Genomic DNA, 17047 nt, shown 5'->3' on the forward strand with positions numbered 1-17047 from the left:
GAAGTCGATCAGAGGGCGCCGTTGTCCCACGGGCCGGTGATGGCAAAGGTGATGCCCGGGGTCTGGATGTTCACGAACAGCCACTGGTTGTAGAAGGTGGCGCCACACCACTCGCGACCGGTGTAGTTACCGGAGATACCGTTCTTCTCACCGGCGAGGATCACGTTGTTCTCGGCGAACGGGAAGATCTGGCCGTCACGGGTCAGGCCATGGAGCATCTGCTTGGGACGGCTGCCGTCCTCGCACAGGATGATGCCGCCACGGGGGCTGACCGCGATGTTATCCGGCGAGTTAAGGACGTCGGCGGCCGGGCTCTCGAACACCAGGCGCAGGGTTTCGCTGCGGGGGTCGTACTCGAAGATCTGTCCCTGCCCGGCATCACCACCGGAGGTGGAGACGAAGTAGACATAGCCGCTATCGTACCAGCAGCCCTCGCCACGCTCGAAACGGGCACCGCCCTTGGCACGACCCTGGCTGTACACACCCAGGCTGTTGGTGGTGCCGTCCTCGTGGGCCTTTTCCGGGTTGTCGATGTCGACCCACTCCACCTGCCAGGTGGTGTCGTTAGGGTACCCCTCTGCCAGGTTGGCCTGATCCTCGCCCAACACCTTCAGCATCTGCAGCTTGCCGCCGTCCTGCAGGCGACCGTGGGTGTTGGGAATAAAGCGGTAGAAACCGGAGGTACCGCGATCCTCGGTCTCGTAGACAATGCTGGTCACCGGATCCACCGCCACCGCCTCGTGGACGAAACGGCCAAGCCCCTTGAGGGGTTCAGCGGACGGGCGACCGAACGCGGGCACCTCGAACACCCAGCCGTGGGTCTTGACGCCGGCTTCGGTCTCCGGCCCCAGGGTAGTCTCCTCACAGGTCAGCCAGCTGCCCCAGGGGGTGGGCCCGCCGGCGCAGTTGGTGGAGGTACCGGACAGCGCTGCATAGCTGTCGAGCCACTTGCCCTGGTAGGTATCAAAGGTCAGTGTGGTGTTGCCGCCCGGTGTGCGCGGGTCATAGGCAAGACGGGTGAACGGGTCACCGACACCACGGATCTCGTGGTTGCGGATCATGGTGACCGTGTTGCCCTTGGCGGCCACCACACCCATGCCGTCGTGGGCGCCCGGGGTAACGATGCCGTCGGACATGGTGTCGCCGGTCCAGCCAAAGCTCTGGTAACGGAAACCTTCCGGCAGGGCCAGCAGGTACAGGCCGGTGGTTTCATCGGCCTTCAGGGACAGGGGGCCGTAATCTGGACTGTACGGCAGGCTGGCGGCGCGCAGGTCGCGACTGGCGAGACCACCAAAGGCCAGGCCGGCAGCGCCCAGCAGGCTGCTTTTCAGGAGGGAACGACGATTGAGGCTCAGCGAATCCGATCGGGACTGTTCAGGCAGTTGTGCGGGATTGGTCTGTTTCATACGTCTCTCTCTGTTCTGGTTGTATGACCGGGCCTGATTGCCCGGCTGTCTGTCACCATAGAGAGCAGGTTTTACCGTCGGGTGTCTGATCCTTGATGTTTCCCTGACGGTTTAAAGACGTATAGCTGGAAAATGTACACATGTCATATGGCCATGATGTGCCGGACACAAAAAAGGCCGGCAAGAGCCGGCCTGACCGAATTGGCTTACCTGAGAACCCGCACGTCAGGGCTTACGCCCCTTCATTGCGTTGGCTACCAGAGAAATCACCAGCAACACCAGGAAGATGAAGAAAAGGATCTTGGCAATGCCTGCGGCAGTTCCGGCAATACCGCCAAAGCCAAGGACCCCGGCAATAATGGCAATGATCAGACAGACAACAGCCCAGTAAAGCATCGTTCCCTCCTTAGGATTGGCCACCAGGATGGGGTGCCAACGCAACATGAGTTTGGGTAACGCACTTCAACCATTGGCGCTGTGGTGGAAGAACTCAAGAAATCAGCGGCTTCCTGACCAACATTTAATACTCATCATTATACCCTGAACGGATATATCTACCTGCATGAGGTCCGGAAACCTATTCTGCAGAAACGTTCACAGGCAGCATCTGGGTATTTTTGATCTCCCGCAATGCAAAGTTGGAATTGACCTGGGCAATGCCCTGCAGGGTAAATATTTTTTCATTGAGGAAACGGTCATAGCTGGCCATGTCCGGCACCACCACCCGAAGCACAAAATCCGCATTGCCGGTCACCGCAAAGCACTGGAGCACTTCCGGGTAACTGCTCACCTCCCGCTCGATTTCCGCCGTGCTGTCGATGGTGTGCCGTTGCAGGGACAGGTTCACCAGTACACACAGCCCCTGACCCATGGCCTCGGGATCGAGCCGGGCGCTATAGCCGGTAACCACCCCAGCCTCCTCCAGCCCACGAACCCGCCGCCAGCAGGCGGCCGGTGACAGCCCGACCTGTTCCGCCAGCGACTGGTTGCTGATACGGCCATCCTGCTGGAGTACGTCCAGAATGCGGCGGTCCAGTTTATCGAGCTCAACCTGTTTCATTTGGTAACACCTGATTTTTATCAAAGAGTCTTTCGTTTTTATTGTTGATCACTGCGTTTTATTTCGCAAATACCCGTCAGCGATGTTCAAAAAGCAAACACATTTAGCGCGTCCCCCTTTAGACTTTTGTTCATAAAATCAACAAAAGGAGGGCGCCATGTCCACCGATACCCGTCAACCCGATATCCTTCATCCGGATACTCCACAACTGGACGACTACAAGCTGGAGGACCGCTACCTGCGGGAGTCCGGTCGCGTATTCCTCACCGGCACCCAGGCCCTGGTTCGCATTCCGCTGATGCAGGCCGCCCTGGACCGCAGGCAGGGCCTTAACACCGCCGGCATGGTCAGCGGCTACCGGGGCTCGCCCCTGGGGGCCTATGACCAGGCCCTGTGGCAGGCGGGTGACCTGCTGGAACAGAATCGGATCGACTTCGTTCCCGCCATCAACGAGGACCTGGCGGCCACCATCATGCTGGGCACCCAGCAGGTGGAAACCGACGACGATCGCCAGGTGGATGGCGTATTCGGCCTCTGGTACGGCAAGGGCCCCGGCGTAGACCGGGCCGGTGATGCCCTCAAGCACGGCACCACCTATGGCAGCTCGCCCCACGGCGGCGTGCTGGTGGTGGCCGGGGATGACCACGGCTGTGTGTCCTCCTCCATGCCTCACCAGTCCGATGTGGCGTTCATGAGTTTCTTCATGCCCACCATCAACCCGGCCAACATCGCCGAGTACCTGGAATTCGGCCTCTGGGGCTATGCCCTGTCCCGTTTCAGCGGCTGCTGGGTGGGCTTCAAGGCGATTTCCGAAACGGTGGAAAGCGCCGCCTCGGTGGAACTGCCACCGCTGCCCGAGTTCGTGACTCCGGACGACTTCACGCCACCGGCGGACGGCCTCCATTACCGCTGGCCGGACCTGCCCGGGCCGCAACTGGAAACCCGCATTGAACACAAACTGGCCGCCGTGCAGGCCTTCGCCCGGGCCAACCCCATCGACCGCTGCCTGTATAACAACCGCGACGCCCGCTTCGGCATCGTCACCACCGGCAAGGGCCACCTGGACCTGCTGGAAGCCCTGGATCTGCTGGGTATCGATGAAGACAAGGCCCGGGACATGGGCCTGGACATCTACAAGATCGGTATGGTCTGGCCCCTGGAGCGCAAGGGCGTGCTGGACTTCGTCCACGGCAAGCAGGAAGTGCTGGTGATCGAGGAAAAGCGCGGCATCATCGAGAGCCAGATCAAGGAGTATATGTCCGAGCCGGACCGCCCTGGCGAGGTGCTGATCACCGGCAAACAGGACGAACTGGGCCAGCCACTGATCCCCTACGTGGGAGAGCTCAGCCCCAAGCTGGTGGCCGGTTTCCTGGCCGCCCGCCTGGGCCGGTTCTTCGACATCGACTTCAACGAGCGGCTGATGGCCATCAACACCATGACCACCGCCCAGGACCCCGGCGGAGTCAAACGCCTGCCCTATTTCTGCTCCGGCTGTCCCCATAACACCTCCACCAAGGTACCGGAAGGCAGCAAGGCCCTGGCCGGCATCGGCTGCCACTTCATGGCCTCGTGGATGGGCCGTAACACCGAATCCCTGATCCAGATGGGCGGTGAAGGCGTCAACTGGATCGGCAAGAGCCGCTACACCGGCAACCCCCATGTGTTCCAGAACCTGGGGGAAGGCACCTATTTCCACTCCGGCTCCATGGCCATACGGCAGGCGGTGGCTGCCGGCATCAACATTACCTACAAGATCCTGTTCAACGACGCCGTGGCGATGACCGGCGGCCAGCCGGTGGACGGCCAGATTACCGTTGACGCCATCGCCCAGCAGGTGGCCTCCGAGGGTGTCAAACGGGTGGTGGTACTCAGTGATGAACCGGAGAAGTACGACGGTCACAAGGACCGCTTCCCGAAGGACGTCACCTTCCATGACCGCAGTGAACTGGACCAGGTCCAGCGGGAACTGCGGGATATCCCCGGCTGTACCGTACTGATCTACGACCAGACCTGCGCCGCCGAGAAGCGCCGTCGCCGTAAGCGCAAGCAGTTCCCGGATCCCGCCAAACGGGCCTTTATCAACCACCATGTGTGCGAAGGCTGCGGTGACTGCTCGGTCCAGTCCAACTGCCTGTCAGTGGTGCCCCGCAAGACGGAACTGGGCCGCAAGCGCAGGATTGACCAGTCGTCCTGCAACAAGGACTACTCCTGCGTCAACGGCTTCTGCCCCAGCTTCGTGACCATCGAGGGCGGCCAGCTACGCAAGAGCCGGGGCATGGACACCGGCTCGGTACTGACCCGCAAGCTGGCCGACGTGCCTGCCCCGGAACTTCCCGCCATGGCCGGCTCCTACGACCTGCTGGTGGGTGGTGTTGGCGGCACCGGCGTGGTCACCGTGGGCCAGCTCATCACCATGGCGGCCCACCTGGAGTCGAAAGGTGCGTCGGTACTGGACTTTATGGGCTTCGCCCAGAAAGGCGGCACCGTGCTCAGCTACGTGCGCATGGCGCCTTCCCCGGACCGGCTGCACCAGGTCCGTACCAGCAACGGCCAGGCCGACGCCGTCATCGCCTGTGACCTGGTGGTGGCCAGTTCCCAGAAAGCCCTGAGCGTACTGCGGCCCGACCACACCCGCGTGGTGGCCAACGAGGCGGAACTGCCCACCGCCGACTACGTGCTCTACCGGGACGCGGACATGCAGGCGGACAAACGCCTGGATATCCTCCGCAACGCCGTCGGCGACGACCACTTCGCCCGCCTGGACGCCAACGGCATCGCTGACAGGCTGATGGGCGACACCGTGTTCTCCAACGTCATGATGCTCGGCTTCGCCTGGCAGAAAGGCCTGCTGCCCCTGTCCGAAGCCGCGCTGATGAAAGCCATCGAGCTCAACGGTGTAGCCGTCGAACGTAACAGGGAAGCCTTCGGCTGGGGCCGCCTGGCCGCCGTCGACCTGCCGGCCATCACCAACCTGCTGGAAGACAATCAGGTTGAGGCCGTTGAAGTAAAGCCGGAACCCACCCTGGACCAGCTCATCGACACCCGCTACCACCACCTGGTGGATTACCAGAACCGCCGCTGGGCGGACCAGTACCGGGCCAGCGTCGCCAATGTGCGTAAGGCCGAGGAAAGCCTGGGCCACACCAACGGCCTGCTGACCCGGGCCGTGGCCCAGCAGCTCTACCGCTTCATGGCCTACAAGGACGAATACGAAGTGGCCCGCCTGTTTGCGGAAACCGACTTCATGAAGGAAGTGAACGACACCTTCGAAGGCGACTTCCAGGTTCACTTCCACCTGGCCCCGCCGATCATGAACAAGGGTACCGACGCCCAGGGCCGCCCGAAGAAACGCAAGTTCGGCCCCTGGATGTTCCGGGCGTTCCGATTGCTGGCGAAATTCCGGGGACTGCGGGGCACCGCCATCGACCCGTTCCGCTACTCCGCCGACCGCAAGCTGGACCGGACCCTGCTGCGGGACTATCAGGGGCTGGTAGAGCGAATCATAAAAGAACTGAACGCCAGCAACTACGACACCTTCCTGCAACTGGCGGAACTGCCGGCAGACGTGCGGGGCTATGGCCCGGTGCGGGAACAGGCGGCAGAAGCCATCGGCGAAAAGCAGGCACAACTCTACAAGGCCCTGGACACCGGTCGCCCCACCCTGATCCGCACTCATCAGGCCGATGACCAGACTGATGAAAAGGAGGCAGACCATGTTTGAAGCGCTCAAGCCCCTGCCCCAGGACCCGATCCTGCAACTGATGCAGACCTTCCGGGACGACCCGCGCCCGCACAAGGTGGACCTGGGCATCGGCGTCTACAAGGACGACGCCGGCAACACCCCCATCATGGCCGCCGTCCACGAAGCAGAACGGCGGATGCTGGACGGTGAAACCACCAAGAGCTACGTCGGCCCGGCGGGCTCCGCCGGCTACAACGACGCAATGACAAATCTGATCCTGAGCGCAGACAACAACCTTATCCGTGACCAGCGCACCTCCGTGGTCCAGACCCCCGGCGGCTGCGGCGCCCTGCGCATGGCGGCGGAATTCCTGCGCCTGTGCAAGCCCGACACCACCGTCTGGGTCAGCACCCCCACCTGGGCCAACCACCTGCCCCTGCTGGGCGGCGCCGGACTCGCCATCCGCGAATATCCCTACCTGAATCGCGACACATTACAGGTAGACTTCGCCGCCATGCTGGAAAGCCTGGAAGGGGCACAGGCCGGCGACGTGGTACTGCTCCACGGTTGCTGCCACAACCCCTCCGGGGCCGATCTGAGTCTCGAGCAGTGGAAGAGCGTGACCGACCTGATCCAACGCAAGGGTCTGCTGCCCTTCGTGGACATGGCCTACCAGGGCCTGGGCGATGGTCTGGAGCAAGACGCCGCCGGCCTCCGCCACCTGGCCAGTCAGGTACCGGAAATGCTGGTGGCCGCCTCCTGCTCCAAGAACTTCGGCCTCTACCGGGAACGAACCGGTGCCCTGATGCTGATCTCGGCAACCGCGAGCATCAACCAGGCCGCCACCAGCCAACTGCTGAGCGTCATCCGCTCCCACTACTCCATGCCCCCGGCCCACGGCGCCGCGATCGTGGAAACCATACTGGGAGACAGTGACCTGCGCCTGCAGTGGCAGAACGAACTGAACGGCATGTGCGATCGCATCCTCCACCTGCGCCACGCCTTTGCCGAAGCCCTGGCCCCGGCCGGCGACTTCAGCTTCATCGCGCGGCAGCGGGGCATGTTCTCGTTCCTCAGCATCAGCCCGGACCAGGTGCAGACACTGCGGGAAGACCACGGCATCTACATGCTGGATTCCAGCCGGGTGAATGTGGCGGGGCTGAACGACAAGGTGCTGCCGCGAGTCGCGGAAGCCATCAGGAGTGTTTTGTAAATCCTTCTGACAGTATCCCTAAAAAATTCGAGAGAACCTTAGCGGGCAGCTCCAAGGTCTGAAGCAGTGGGTCCGGGATGCTTTTCCAGGACCTTCGAAAACAGGGACGTTTTCGAAGAGCCTCCATGGATGGATTCACGGCGTGTCCTGGAAAAGCATCCTGGTCCCGCTGCCAGCACGGACAAGAAGACCTACAAAACGAGAGCCCGACAACAAATTCCGACAAAAACAAGTAAGCGGAGAACCCAATGACCCAAACGACCCAACCACACCAGCAGGCCAACAACCTCTGGTCCTCCAGACTCGCCTTCATCCTGGCCGCCGCCGGCTCCGCCGTCGGCCTGGGCAACATCTGGAAATTCCCCTACATCACTGGCGAAAACGGCGGTGGCGCCTTCGTACTCATCTACCTGGCATGCATCTTCCTTATCGGTGTACCCGTACTCATCGCCGAAACCATGATCGGCCGTCGCGGCGGCCAGAGCCCCGTCGCCACCATGCGCACCCTCACCGAAACCGAAGGCACCGCCAGGGGCTGGCGCGCCATCGGCTGGAACGGGGTCATCGCCTCCTTCCTGGTGCTCTCCTTCTACGCCGTCATTGGCGGCTGGGCCCTGGTCTACATCGGCAAGGCCGCCGCCGGCCTCTTCACCGGTGCCGACGCCGAAGCCATCGGCGGCCAGTTCGGCGCCCTGCTCGCCAACCCCTGGGAACTGCTGCTGTGGCACGCCATCTTCATGGCCGTCGTCATCTTCATCGTCGGCCGAGGCATCCGCTCCGGCCTGGAAAAAGCCGTCAACACCCTCATGCCGCTGCTGTTCATCCTGTTGATTGTCATGGTCTTCTACGCCATGAACAGCGGCAGTTTCGGCCAGGGCGTCAGTTTCATGTTCTCGCCGGACTTCAGCCGGCTCACCACCGCCGGTGTGCTCACCGCCCTGGGCCACGCTGCCTTCACCCTGAGCATCGGTATCGGCGTACTCATGGCCTACGGCTCCTACCTGCCAAAGAACGTCAACATCGCCCGCACCGCCATGACCATCGCCGTGCTGGACACCAGCGTCGCCCTGCTGGCTGGCCTGGCCATCTTCCCGCTGGTCTTCGCCAACGGCCTGGAACCCGGCGCCGGCCCGGGACTGATCTTCGTCACCCTGCCCCTGGCCTTCGGCCAGATGAGCGGTGGGGCACTCTTCGGCACCGTCTTCTTCGCCCTGCTGCTGGTGGCGGCCATCACCTCCGCCATCTCCATGCTGGAACCGGTGGTGGAATGGCTGGAAGAACACAAAGGCATCAGCCGGGCCAGGAGCGCCCTCGGCGGCGGGCTGGCCATCTGGTTTATCGGCATCGGGACCGTGTTGTCCTTCAACGTGTGGGAAGGCGTCCATCCGCTGGGCTTTATCGCCTTCTTCGAGGGCAAGACCGTATTCGACCTGCTGGACTTCCTGGTCTCCAATCTGATGATGCCCCTGGGCGGGCTGGCCATTGCACTGTTCGCCGGCTGGGCCATGAAACGGGAAGGACTGGCGGAGGATATCGGCCTGCAGGGCAGTGCCTACAAGGCCTTCATGGTCGTGCTGAAGTACCTGACCCCGGCGGGCATCGCCGTGGTGTTCCTGTATAACCTTATCGGGTGACGTAAAAAGGCCCTTTCCCAGGGGGAAAGGGCCGACCTTTATACCTACGACGCTTGGACTTTCCGGTCGGGGCCCGCCGATTCCAGGTTTGCGGCGGAATCCCGGCCTTTTTTTACCAGCCTGTTACCGGGTCCCGGGCATCACTCATCTCCAGACAGAGTGAAGCCTTCACCGCCATTTCCATCATTAAGACTGATCATCCGCGTCTTGCTGATGCGGTGACGGTAGATCTCCCGCAGGTACTTGATGGCCTTCTTGACGTTGTCCCGGCTAAGCCGGATGTCGTTGATAGACACGAAATTGTTCTGGTCGTGGCACATCTCCCGGTACTTCTTCTCGTACATGGGTTTGATGGCATACCAGTTGGTATCCAGGATCTTGGCCGGATTCTCAAACTCATTGAGCATGCTGTCCACCAGCTCCTCATCCAACTCCGGCGACCGGATAAAGTCCAGCATGGCCTCATCCAGACTGTCGTCGTAACGAGCGCTGTCATTGGCGAAGCAGCGCTTGATGTAGGCGACAATCAGGGTCAGGAAGTCGTCGCTCAGGCAGGGGCTCTTCACCACCAGGGTGGTCAGGGACAGGTTGGCGGAGGCTCCGATCACCAGCGCGTAGCGTTTCAGCGTGGTGTTGGGGAACAGCGCATTCAGGTGTGTCTTGAGGCGGTTCAGGTCCATGTAGGACAGCTTGTAGTCCTTCGGCAACGACACGATGGACACGATGGACGAGCAGTTCTTGAAGAAGTGCAGATCCTTGAGATGGCTGGCGTCGTAACCGGACTCCTTGTACTGCTTAAGCGCCTGGCGGTACCGGCCTGCCTCGATGGGCAGCAGGCTCACGCCCTCGATCGCCTCCGTGACCTTATTGAAGTGTGGCAGGTCGATGGAGCGGTAGAACAGGTCATCGATATCCAGCCGCGAGTCCTCGTTAATGCTGCGGAATTCCGTGGCATGGGCATCCGTGGGCACCACCGATTCCGCGTAGGCCACCGCCACCGGGCCGGCCAGACTCATGAACAGGTCGTTGGCATCCAGTCGGATGGTCTCGCCAATGTCCACACCGGCACGACGGAAGTAATCCTCGTCGTAGTCGGTGGTCACCGCCTGTGCGGTGAGGATGTTGAAGATCTGCTGGGAGATGTACTGGTTGGCATACTTCTCCATGGCGTTGACGTCCACATCGCGGATCTTGCCCTCGTCCTGCTGTTCGGCATAACGCATGATGTCATTGGAAATCAGCATCATGGCGTTCCAGGGCCGGATGCGGTGCATCATGTCGGCATCGCGCGTCTGGTCCACGTCGAAGTTGTAGGAAAAGTCCCACTCCTCCGCCAGGTACTTGCACAGCAGGCGACCGGCGTTGATGTGCAACGCTTCCGACATCTCCACCCGGTTGTCCTGGATATTGGGCAGGATACAGATGCCACTGGTGAAGATGGGCTCGAACACGAAGGAATGGTCGCGGTTCTCCATCTCCCGGTCTTCCAGCTTCGGGTCGAAGGTCTTGCGCATGTAGGAATACTGCTGCGCCAGCCCGAACTCCGACGCCATGCCGGAACCGGTACCGCCACCGGCACTGAAGATGTAGAAATACAGCCGTGACTGGTTCGCCTTGATGCCACAGGAATCGATCAGGTAGGAATGGATGAACTTCCAGTCCTCATTGGAGAAATGGTCGGTATCCTTGTTCAGGATGATCCGCGCCAGATACTGCCCCAGGATCGGCGCATTACCGGCACCACCGGCATGGACCTCCGACAGGTCCATGATCTTCATCTTGTTGTAGTCCTCCAGGAACGTGCTCTCGTCGGCCCGCCGGGAGAAACGGATACGGCCCTCAATGTCCTTGTCCAGGTCCCCCAGCATCACCATAGGCTCAATCAGGAACACTGGCTTGACGCTGTTGGCCGGAGGCAGGTTCAGGCTCTGGCGGATCCACCGCAAGGGACCGATTTCCTTCTCCCGGCTACGACGTTCGTCATTGTCCAGTTCCTGCAGGTAGTAGGAACGGGCACTATGCACCAGCTCGGCCACATCCAGAGCGATATTGGAACCACAACGCCCCAGCCCGATCAGGCAGACTGACGGAAAGAACTGCTGTTTGCCTTCCTCTTTCTGGCTATCGGAAAACACCCGGGGGAAAACCGAATCCCTCAGGTGATCCAGATTGGCCAGGATCTGGTCGAGATCCCTCTCTGTGAAATACATGTATGGTTCCTGGAGTTCCGTGGACGACTTTTTGCCGGCCGAAGGGCGAGTAGGCTTCCGTGTCGGGCTGGCTACCCGGGTGTTGCCGCCGGCGCCCTTGCTGCGGGATCTGGAGGCGCCTGGCTTGCTGACCACCCTGGCATCGGAGGCCACACTGGTCGGCACGTCCTCAGCGGGCGCCGTCTTATCGTTGTTGTTGCTATCAGAAGGGTTTTGACTACTCATGACATTCTGCCCGTGGAGAATTGGTATACATTTCCTGAAATTAACCATAAAGGTATCAACACATCACAGAATAGCCAGCATAAATATGCTTATTCCGGCGTCAGGTTACAAATTTAAACACGGTGAAACAGCGGGATACGAAGACGGGCCCCAGGTTCCCCATCCCAGGCATCGAGCCACGGCTGCCCTTCTCTCCCGACAGAAACAGCGATACGTCGAAATGAATTTCGAGTCACAGTAAAGCTCTCAAATACTGCCAGACTATCAATCCACTTAATATACATGACATTTATATATGCAGTTTTAACAAAAAAGAAACTCGGAACCTGAATAAATAGAAATGCAAACCAAAAACCCTGAAAGCATAAATGTTAAACAATTAATTAATCACCATTAACATTCCATTAAAATCCATTAAAAACAGAAATTTAAATTAATTTAACAAACACCAAACACCATACAAAAGAAGGTGCCGCATGGCTGTGCACCGTTGAAATAACTGCCTTATTCCGGTGCAAACAGAATTATCTTTTATTTTTATATCTATCCTCGTGACATGTCTTTCGCCCCGTTTTTTCTTTTAGAATCCTAAGAACACACCAAGACAGTTTCCCCCGACTTTTATGGCCCGTTTAATGCAGGGCATATGCGTCCTTGTTCTGTTTGGTGACCCAGGGATATTCATGGAGGGATTTATGGGCAGTCAACAAAAGGAGCAAAAGGCGACTGTGCTTCCGCCAGCTTCCGGGACCACAGCCTCTATTCGCCTGCACCGCTCCAATATCCTGGCGTTCTTTCGTGCGTTCGACAGCCTGCTGGTTATCTTCGTGCTTTGGGGCGTGCTCCAGTTCTGGGATACCACCTGGAGCCATACCTATACCTGGCTGGGTGTACTGGCCATCATCGCCTTCGTGTTCTTCGCGGAGAGCAATGAGGTGTACCACCTCTGGCAGGGCTTCTCCACCCCGGCACTCGCCCACCGACTCATCCTGGCCTGGGCAGGTACCGCCGTGGTTTTGGGCACCTTCGCCGTGGCCATGGAGTTGATGGCCAGTATCAACATTCGCGCCGTGGCCCTGTGGCTTGCCCTCACCCCCGTCACCATCATCGCCTGCCACTGGCTGCGCCGGCTGGTGCTGACACGTTTCCGCCGACAGTCCGCCCAGCGACGGGTGGGCATTGTCGGTGCTACATCGCTCGGCCAGCGGGTCACCACCGCCATCCGGAACCTGCCCTGGATGGGCTATCAGATTGCCGGCTACTACGATGACCGGTTGCTGACCGAAGACCGCAGCCGACGCCTGGACAATGACCAGATCCAGGTTTCCGGCAACCTGGAGCAACTCAAGCAGGCGGCCCGGAACGGGGAACTCGATATGGTGTTCATTACCCTGCCCATGGCCGCGGAACGCCGTGTCCGTGAACTGGTGCACGACCTGGCCGATACCACAGTATCCGCCTACCTCATACCGGACGTGTTCAGCTTTGACCTGCTGCATTCCCGTCTGACCGGCATCCAGGGCATTCCGGCGGTCAGTATCTACGATTCACCACTGGCGGATCAGGCCTGGACCAAGCGCCTTTTCGACCTGGCTGCCAGCCTGGCGATCCTGGCCATCGTCGCCATTCCCATGCTGGCCATCGCCATCGGCGTCAAGCTTGATTCCCGGGGACCGGTGTTCTTCAAGCAGACCCGATACGGTGTCCGGGGGGAGAAGATCAAGGTCTGGAAATTCCGGTCCATGAAAGTCTGTGAAGATGGTCCCGATGTTCCCCAGGCCAAACGGGGCGACCCCCGCATCACACCCTTCGGTGCCATGCTGAGGCGTACCTCCCTGGACGAGTTGCCCCAGCTCTTTAACGTGCTCGGTGGCAGCATGTCACTGATCGGCCCCCGTCCCCATGCGGTGGCACACAATGAGTTCTACCGCAGCCATATCCAGGGCTATATGCTTCGCCACAAGGTGAAACCCGGCATTACCGGGCTGGCCCAGGTCAACGGATTCCGGGGTGAAACCGAGACCATGGACAAAATGGTGGGCAGGATTGCCTATGACCTCGAGTACATCCGTAACTGGTCACTGTGGCTCGATATCAAGATCCTTTGGTGGACCGCCTTCCGGGGTTTCGTGGGCCAGCAGGCCTATTGAAGGGACATCCGCCCGGTCGACCTGAACCGCGCTCACCTCCCATGACACTTTCTTAACCGGATGGTGGCAAACCGTAATCCCGGACACGTGGCGGACGCTTTTCTTCGATACACGGATGGGGTAACTTGATTCGAGCGAAATCAGTATCCTGGCACAGCCCCACGTCCGGCGACAGACATCCAGCGGACCGATATTTCGCCAGGTAAAGGACTTTCCCATGGGTACACGGATGAATATGCCAATCCCCTTCCCTGCTCTCCCGACGGTAACCGCACCTTGCCTCACGATTCTGGTGGCAGGTCTGGCGGCAATGGCCGCACCGGCAATGGCACAGGACGCCGAACGACCGGACAGATTCCAGTTCAATGCCGATCTCGGCCATACCCGCGACAGCAACTATGACCGCGTACCGGACAATGACCCGGAGCACATCACCACGGGAACTGCCGGCATCCGCCTGAACCAGACCCTCAGCCGGCAGCACTTCAACGCCAGGGCCGCCGTGACCCGGGACGAGTTCGGTGAACGGGACGAACTGGACACCACTACCTGGTCCGGCGGTGTCGGGTGGCAGGGCACTATCGGCAGCAAGCTGAAACCCTACCTGTCCTGGAACTACAGCGAAAACCTGGTGGATCGCGCCGAATTCGAGGGCAAGGATATCCTTACCGACGAGGTGATCAGCGGCGGGGTCGTGTATTCCCTGGGCCCCCACTGGAATATTCCTCTCAGGGCCCGTCGGTCCGAGCAGGAGCACTCCAACGACAGCCAGACGGCCCTGGACTATATCGACGAGCAGGCCTCCATCGGCGTGCTGTATACCAGTGACCGGAATTCCAGCGCTGGCCTCAACCTGATCGGCGGTCAACGGGAATACCCCAACCAGGACCGCGCTCGCCCGGGTGACATTCCCCAGGGCGACGACCTTGACTACGACTACACCACCGTGGAATTCGAGACCAACTGGATCGTCAGCCCCAAGACCCAACTTGAGGGGCGCCTGGGGGTCTTCGAGCGGGACGGTGAAGCCAACGACGGCTCCGGGGGCTATGCACTGGTGGAAGGGCGCTGGAAGCCCACCTACAAGACCAAACTGACCACCGGCATCCAGTACACCGAGCCGCCCATCGGTGAACGCTCAAACAGCCCGTCCGAGATTGAACGCATCTACCTGGACGCTGAATGGCAGGCCACCCCCAAGATCCTGCTGAGCACCGGCTACTCCTGGGCAAACAATGACTTCGAGGCAAACTCACGTCGCGAGGCACGGTCTGAACGGGTTCAGGTGCTGAACCCGTTGATTGCCCGTTACCAGATGACCGATGCCCTGGAATTCTACTTCCGCAGTACCTGGGTCGACCGCAGCTCACCCGTGGATGACCGGGAGTTCGATGCCACCATCGTCAAGGTCGGGCTGGATCTCACGCTCTGAATTAATGGAGGGACGCCAGGCTAGGTCCGGTGTTCCCTGATACAGCGAACCAGAAAACGACCGATATCCACCGTATAGCGGCGGGCCAGCCTGCGGGGTTCCAGGCTAAGCCGGTAAAGCCACTCCAGCCGCATGCGACGAATGGTTTCCGGTGCCCGGGGCTTGTCCCCGGCCAGGAAGTCCAGCAGTGCCCCCACGCCAATGAACAGCCGGGCCTCCAGCCGGGGGGCATTTTCAAGTATCCAGGTTTCCTGGCGCGGATTGCCGGTCGCCACCAGTACGATATCGGCTCCCCCGGCATTCATCTCCGCCAACACGCGATCGTTGTCCGCCGACTCCTGGTAACCATCCAGCGCACCGACAACAGCCACACCGCGGGCTTCCAGTACCTGTGCGGCCTGACGGGCAACCCCCGGTTTCGCGCCCAGCAGGAATACCCGGGGCGCTTCCCCACCCTCACCACCTTCCCGGCGGCGTTCAACCAGGGCGTCCAGCAGCGCCGGCACAAAATCCGTTCCATTCAGGTTGTCCGGATAGCGCCGCCGGTGGATCAGTATGCTGGCAAGGTCCATCCCGACCCCGTCGTTCACCAGGATCACCTCGGGGGAAGTCAAGGCGGCCTTCAGGGCTGTGCACTGATTGACGAAGTTGGTGTTCACGAAGAACAACATCCGCCGCCGGCCCTGATCCAGGTCCCGGATCAGCTGAGCCTTGAGCTGGTCCGTGGTCAGTGCCGCAACCGGGTAACCCGCCAGTGGCAACAGGGGGAACAAACCTGGCTTCTCGTAGGCAGTCATGGCGATATCCGGGTGTCATCGAATTCTGCAGGTGCCAGGATCCGGTCCGTCACCTCCGACCAGGTCAGGTGCTGGCGGGACGCCCCCCGGGGTGCCTTGAGGGCCTGGTTGATGGCCTGTTCCACCGAGACGCCGTCGCCGGGTTTGTAACCAAAACGGCTGGTGTAGCTCCCCACCACGGCATGGGGGCACACCGCCGGTACCCCGAAGAAATCATACTGGATCAGCTTCATCGAGGTGTCCGCAAGGTAGGCGGGAACCGCCTCCGAGCGGTACGGCGCAATACCGATGTCGGCATGACGGATATAGCGCACGGTGTCTTCATGGGGCATCTCGTCATACACCGTGACATTGGGACCATAGGACGGGTGGTGGGGCTGGCCACACCCGATAATATGGAAGTGCACATTGGGGAAACGGTGGGACGCCTCGGCAAAAAAGCCGGTATCAAACAGCATGGATCCCACCGACACGGCATTAAGCGCGTCCCGGTAGGGGGACGGCGCCTCGTCACCGGCCAACTGGTGGTCGATACCATGGGGCACCAGGGCCAGGTTGTCCTTGGACGGTATATGCTCCGCCAGCGCCCGGGATGGTATCCGGATGGTATCCATCTTTGGCGCCGCCCGGCGGAACGCCTCCTTCACGTAGTCCGCCACCTCGATGGTATCCAGATCGTCCGACGCGATGTAGATGGTCCTGGCCCGGGGATTGAGGCGTTTGGCCAGGTCAAAGAACACCGGCGACACCCCGCTCTCGAAGACCACCACATCCGCTTCCGACAGCCAGCGTTTAAGCACCCGGCTGGCCAGCGCCACATAGCCCCGGAACATCAGCTCCTCAAGCTTGCGCAGATCCGGACGACGGGTGTTGAACGGGTGGATCGGCGTCTTCCAGAGATAGCATTCGACACCGTCAAGGGTTCCCACCCGGTTGGCCTCCCGGTCCAGGGACAACCTCGGATCCCCCGTGCGTCGGGACAACAGGCTGTAACGCAGGGAGAAGAAGCGGGTCTCACCACGCCTGGCCAGTTCCCGGGTAATGAAGTGGATGTTCGCTTTCCTGGGAGAGCGATAGTCGTGGGCTGAAAGCACCAGATACCGCAGCCCGGCACCAATACGGCCTGGCCGGGACTGTCCCGGGGATTTCCTGCGGTCGGGTTGGCTGGGGGTATCGCCCGTACGCTGGACCGGTTTGCGTATCACGGATTCCATGACTTGGGTGTCCTTCCTGTTGTG

The 17047-nt window shown here is 60.6% G+C and carries 11 protein-coding genes; 5 read left to right on the top strand and 6 right to left on the bottom strand.

Features of this window, described 5'->3' with window-relative positions:
* Window positions 1-8: 8 nt before the first annotated feature.
* The 3 genes from ACJO3T_RS05585 to ACJO3T_RS05595 all read right to left on the bottom strand — a co-directional run bounded on the left by ACJO3T_RS05585 (window position 9) and on the right by ACJO3T_RS05595 (window position 2466).
* Window positions 9-1406 (bottom strand): alkaline phosphatase PhoX, encoded by a 1398-nt coding sequence (locus ACJO3T_RS05585; RefSeq protein ID WP_406961975.1) that lies wholly within the window; start codon window positions 1404-1406, stop codon window positions 9-11.
* Between the two features lie 225 nt (window positions 1407-1631).
* Complete coding sequence (locus ACJO3T_RS05590; protein WP_328185498.1) at window positions 1632-1802, bottom strand: DUF1328 domain-containing protein; 171 nt, start codon at window positions 1800-1802, stop codon at window positions 1632-1634.
* A 181-nt stretch (window positions 1803-1983) separates the two neighbouring features.
* Window positions 1984-2466: an Lrp/AsnC family transcriptional regulator gene (locus ACJO3T_RS05595; protein ID WP_406961973.1), complete on the bottom strand. Its 483-nt coding sequence runs from the start codon at window positions 2464-2466 to the stop codon at window positions 1984-1986.
* A 157-nt stretch (window positions 2467-2623) separates the two neighbouring features.
* Here ACJO3T_RS05595 and ACJO3T_RS05600 point away from each other — a divergent pair, with 157 nt between their 5' ends.
* The 3 genes from ACJO3T_RS05600 to ACJO3T_RS05610 all read left to right on the top strand — a co-directional run bounded on the left by ACJO3T_RS05600 (window position 2624) and on the right by ACJO3T_RS05610 (window position 8995).
* A complete protein-coding gene (locus ACJO3T_RS05600; protein ID WP_406978016.1) occupies window positions 2624-6187 on the top strand; it encodes an indolepyruvate ferredoxin oxidoreductase family protein in 3564 nt (1187 codons plus the stop codon).
* Entirely contained in the window at window positions 6180-7361 is a 1182-nt protein-coding gene (locus ACJO3T_RS05605) for an amino acid aminotransferase (protein WP_406978017.1), read from the top strand. Before ACJO3T_RS05600 ends, ACJO3T_RS05605 begins: the two co-directional genes overlap by 8 nt.
* A gap of 248 nt (window positions 7362-7609) precedes the next feature.
* Window positions 7610-8995 (top strand): sodium-dependent transporter, encoded by a 1386-nt coding sequence (locus ACJO3T_RS05610; RefSeq protein ID WP_406961967.1) that lies wholly within the window; start codon window positions 7610-7612, stop codon window positions 8993-8995.
* A gap of 140 nt (window positions 8996-9135) precedes the next feature.
* Here the strand turns inward: ACJO3T_RS05610 and ACJO3T_RS05615 are convergent, their stop codons facing one another.
* Window positions 9136-11205 carry a hypothetical protein gene (locus tag ACJO3T_RS05615; protein ID WP_406961965.1) on the bottom strand — a complete coding sequence of 690 codons (2070 nt, stop codon included), beginning with the start codon at window positions 11203-11205 and terminating at the stop codon, window positions 9136-9138.
* A 920-nt stretch (window positions 11206-12125) separates the two neighbouring features.
* On the opposite strand from ACJO3T_RS05615, the gene ACJO3T_RS05620 reads away from it, so the two are divergent.
* Both ACJO3T_RS05620 and ACJO3T_RS05625 read left to right on the top strand, forming a co-directional pair.
* Window positions 12126-13580: an undecaprenyl-phosphate glucose phosphotransferase gene (locus ACJO3T_RS05620; RefSeq protein ID WP_406961963.1), complete on the top strand. Its 1455-nt coding sequence runs from the start codon at window positions 12126-12128 to the stop codon at window positions 13578-13580.
* A gap of 310 nt (window positions 13581-13890) precedes the next feature.
* Window positions 13891-15012 (top strand): porin family protein, encoded by a 1122-nt coding sequence (locus ACJO3T_RS05625; protein ID WP_406978018.1) that lies wholly within the window; start codon window positions 13891-13893, stop codon window positions 15010-15012.
* Between the two features lie 20 nt (window positions 15013-15032).
* On the opposite strand, the gene ACJO3T_RS05630 is transcribed toward ACJO3T_RS05625, so the two are convergent.
* Together ACJO3T_RS05630 and ACJO3T_RS05635 are read right to left on the bottom strand one after the other, a co-directional pair.
* Window positions 15033-15809: a WecB/TagA/CpsF family glycosyltransferase gene (locus tag ACJO3T_RS05630; RefSeq protein WP_406978019.1), complete on the bottom strand. Its 777-nt coding sequence runs from the start codon at window positions 15807-15809 to the stop codon at window positions 15033-15035.
* Window positions 15806-17023 (bottom strand): GumK N-terminal domain-containing glycosyltransferase, encoded by a 1218-nt coding sequence (locus ACJO3T_RS05635; RefSeq protein ID WP_406978020.1) that lies wholly within the window; start codon window positions 17021-17023, stop codon window positions 15806-15808. The genes ACJO3T_RS05630 and ACJO3T_RS05635 overlap by 4 nt, the downstream gene beginning before the upstream one ends.
* Between the last annotated feature and the right edge of the window lie 24 nt (window positions 17024-17047).

The sequence above is a fragment of the Marinobacter shunpengi genome, assembly GCF_045449715.1.
In the GTDB taxonomy this organism is placed as follows: domain Bacteria; phylum Pseudomonadota; class Gammaproteobacteria; order Pseudomonadales; family Oleiphilaceae; genus Marinobacter.

What these genes read in the sequence shown, in the direction of transcription:
- ACJO3T_RS05585 (WP_406961975.1), bottom strand. Translation starts at nt 1,406, where the DNA reads ATGAAACAGACCAATCCCGCACAACTGCCTGAACAGTCCCGATCGGAT.
- ACJO3T_RS05590 (WP_328185498.1), bottom strand. Translation starts at nt 1,802, where the DNA reads ATGCTTTACTGGGCTGTTGTCTGTCTGATCATTGCCATTATTGCCGGG.
- ACJO3T_RS05595 (WP_406961973.1), bottom strand. Translation starts at nt 2,466, where the DNA reads ATGAAACAGGTTGAGCTCGATAAACTGGACCGCCGCATTCTGGACGTA.
- ACJO3T_RS05600 (WP_406978016.1), top strand. Translation starts at nt 2,624, where the DNA reads ATGTCCACCGATACCCGTCAACCCGATATCCTTCATCCGGATACTCCA.
- ACJO3T_RS05605 (WP_406978017.1), top strand. Translation starts at nt 6,180, where the DNA reads ATGTTTGAAGCGCTCAAGCCCCTGCCCCAGGACCCGATCCTGCAACTG.
- ACJO3T_RS05610 (WP_406961967.1), top strand. Translation starts at nt 7,610, where the DNA reads ATGACCCAAACGACCCAACCACACCAGCAGGCCAACAACCTCTGGTCC.
- ACJO3T_RS05615 (WP_406961965.1), bottom strand. Translation starts at nt 11,205, where the DNA reads ATGTATTTCACAGAGAGGGATCTCGACCAGATCCTGGCCAATCTGGAT.
- ACJO3T_RS05620 (WP_406961963.1), top strand. Translation starts at nt 12,126, where the DNA reads ATGGGCAGTCAACAAAAGGAGCAAAAGGCGACTGTGCTTCCGCCAGCT.
- ACJO3T_RS05625 (WP_406978018.1), top strand. Translation starts at nt 13,891, where the DNA reads ATGGCCGCACCGGCAATGGCACAGGACGCCGAACGACCGGACAGATTC.
- ACJO3T_RS05630 (WP_406978019.1), bottom strand. Translation starts at nt 15,809, where the DNA reads ATGACTGCCTACGAGAAGCCAGGTTTGTTCCCCCTGTTGCCACTGGCG.
- ACJO3T_RS05635 (WP_406978020.1), bottom strand. Translation starts at nt 17,023, where the DNA reads ATGGAATCCGTGATACGCAAACCGGTCCAGCGTACGGGCGATACCCCC.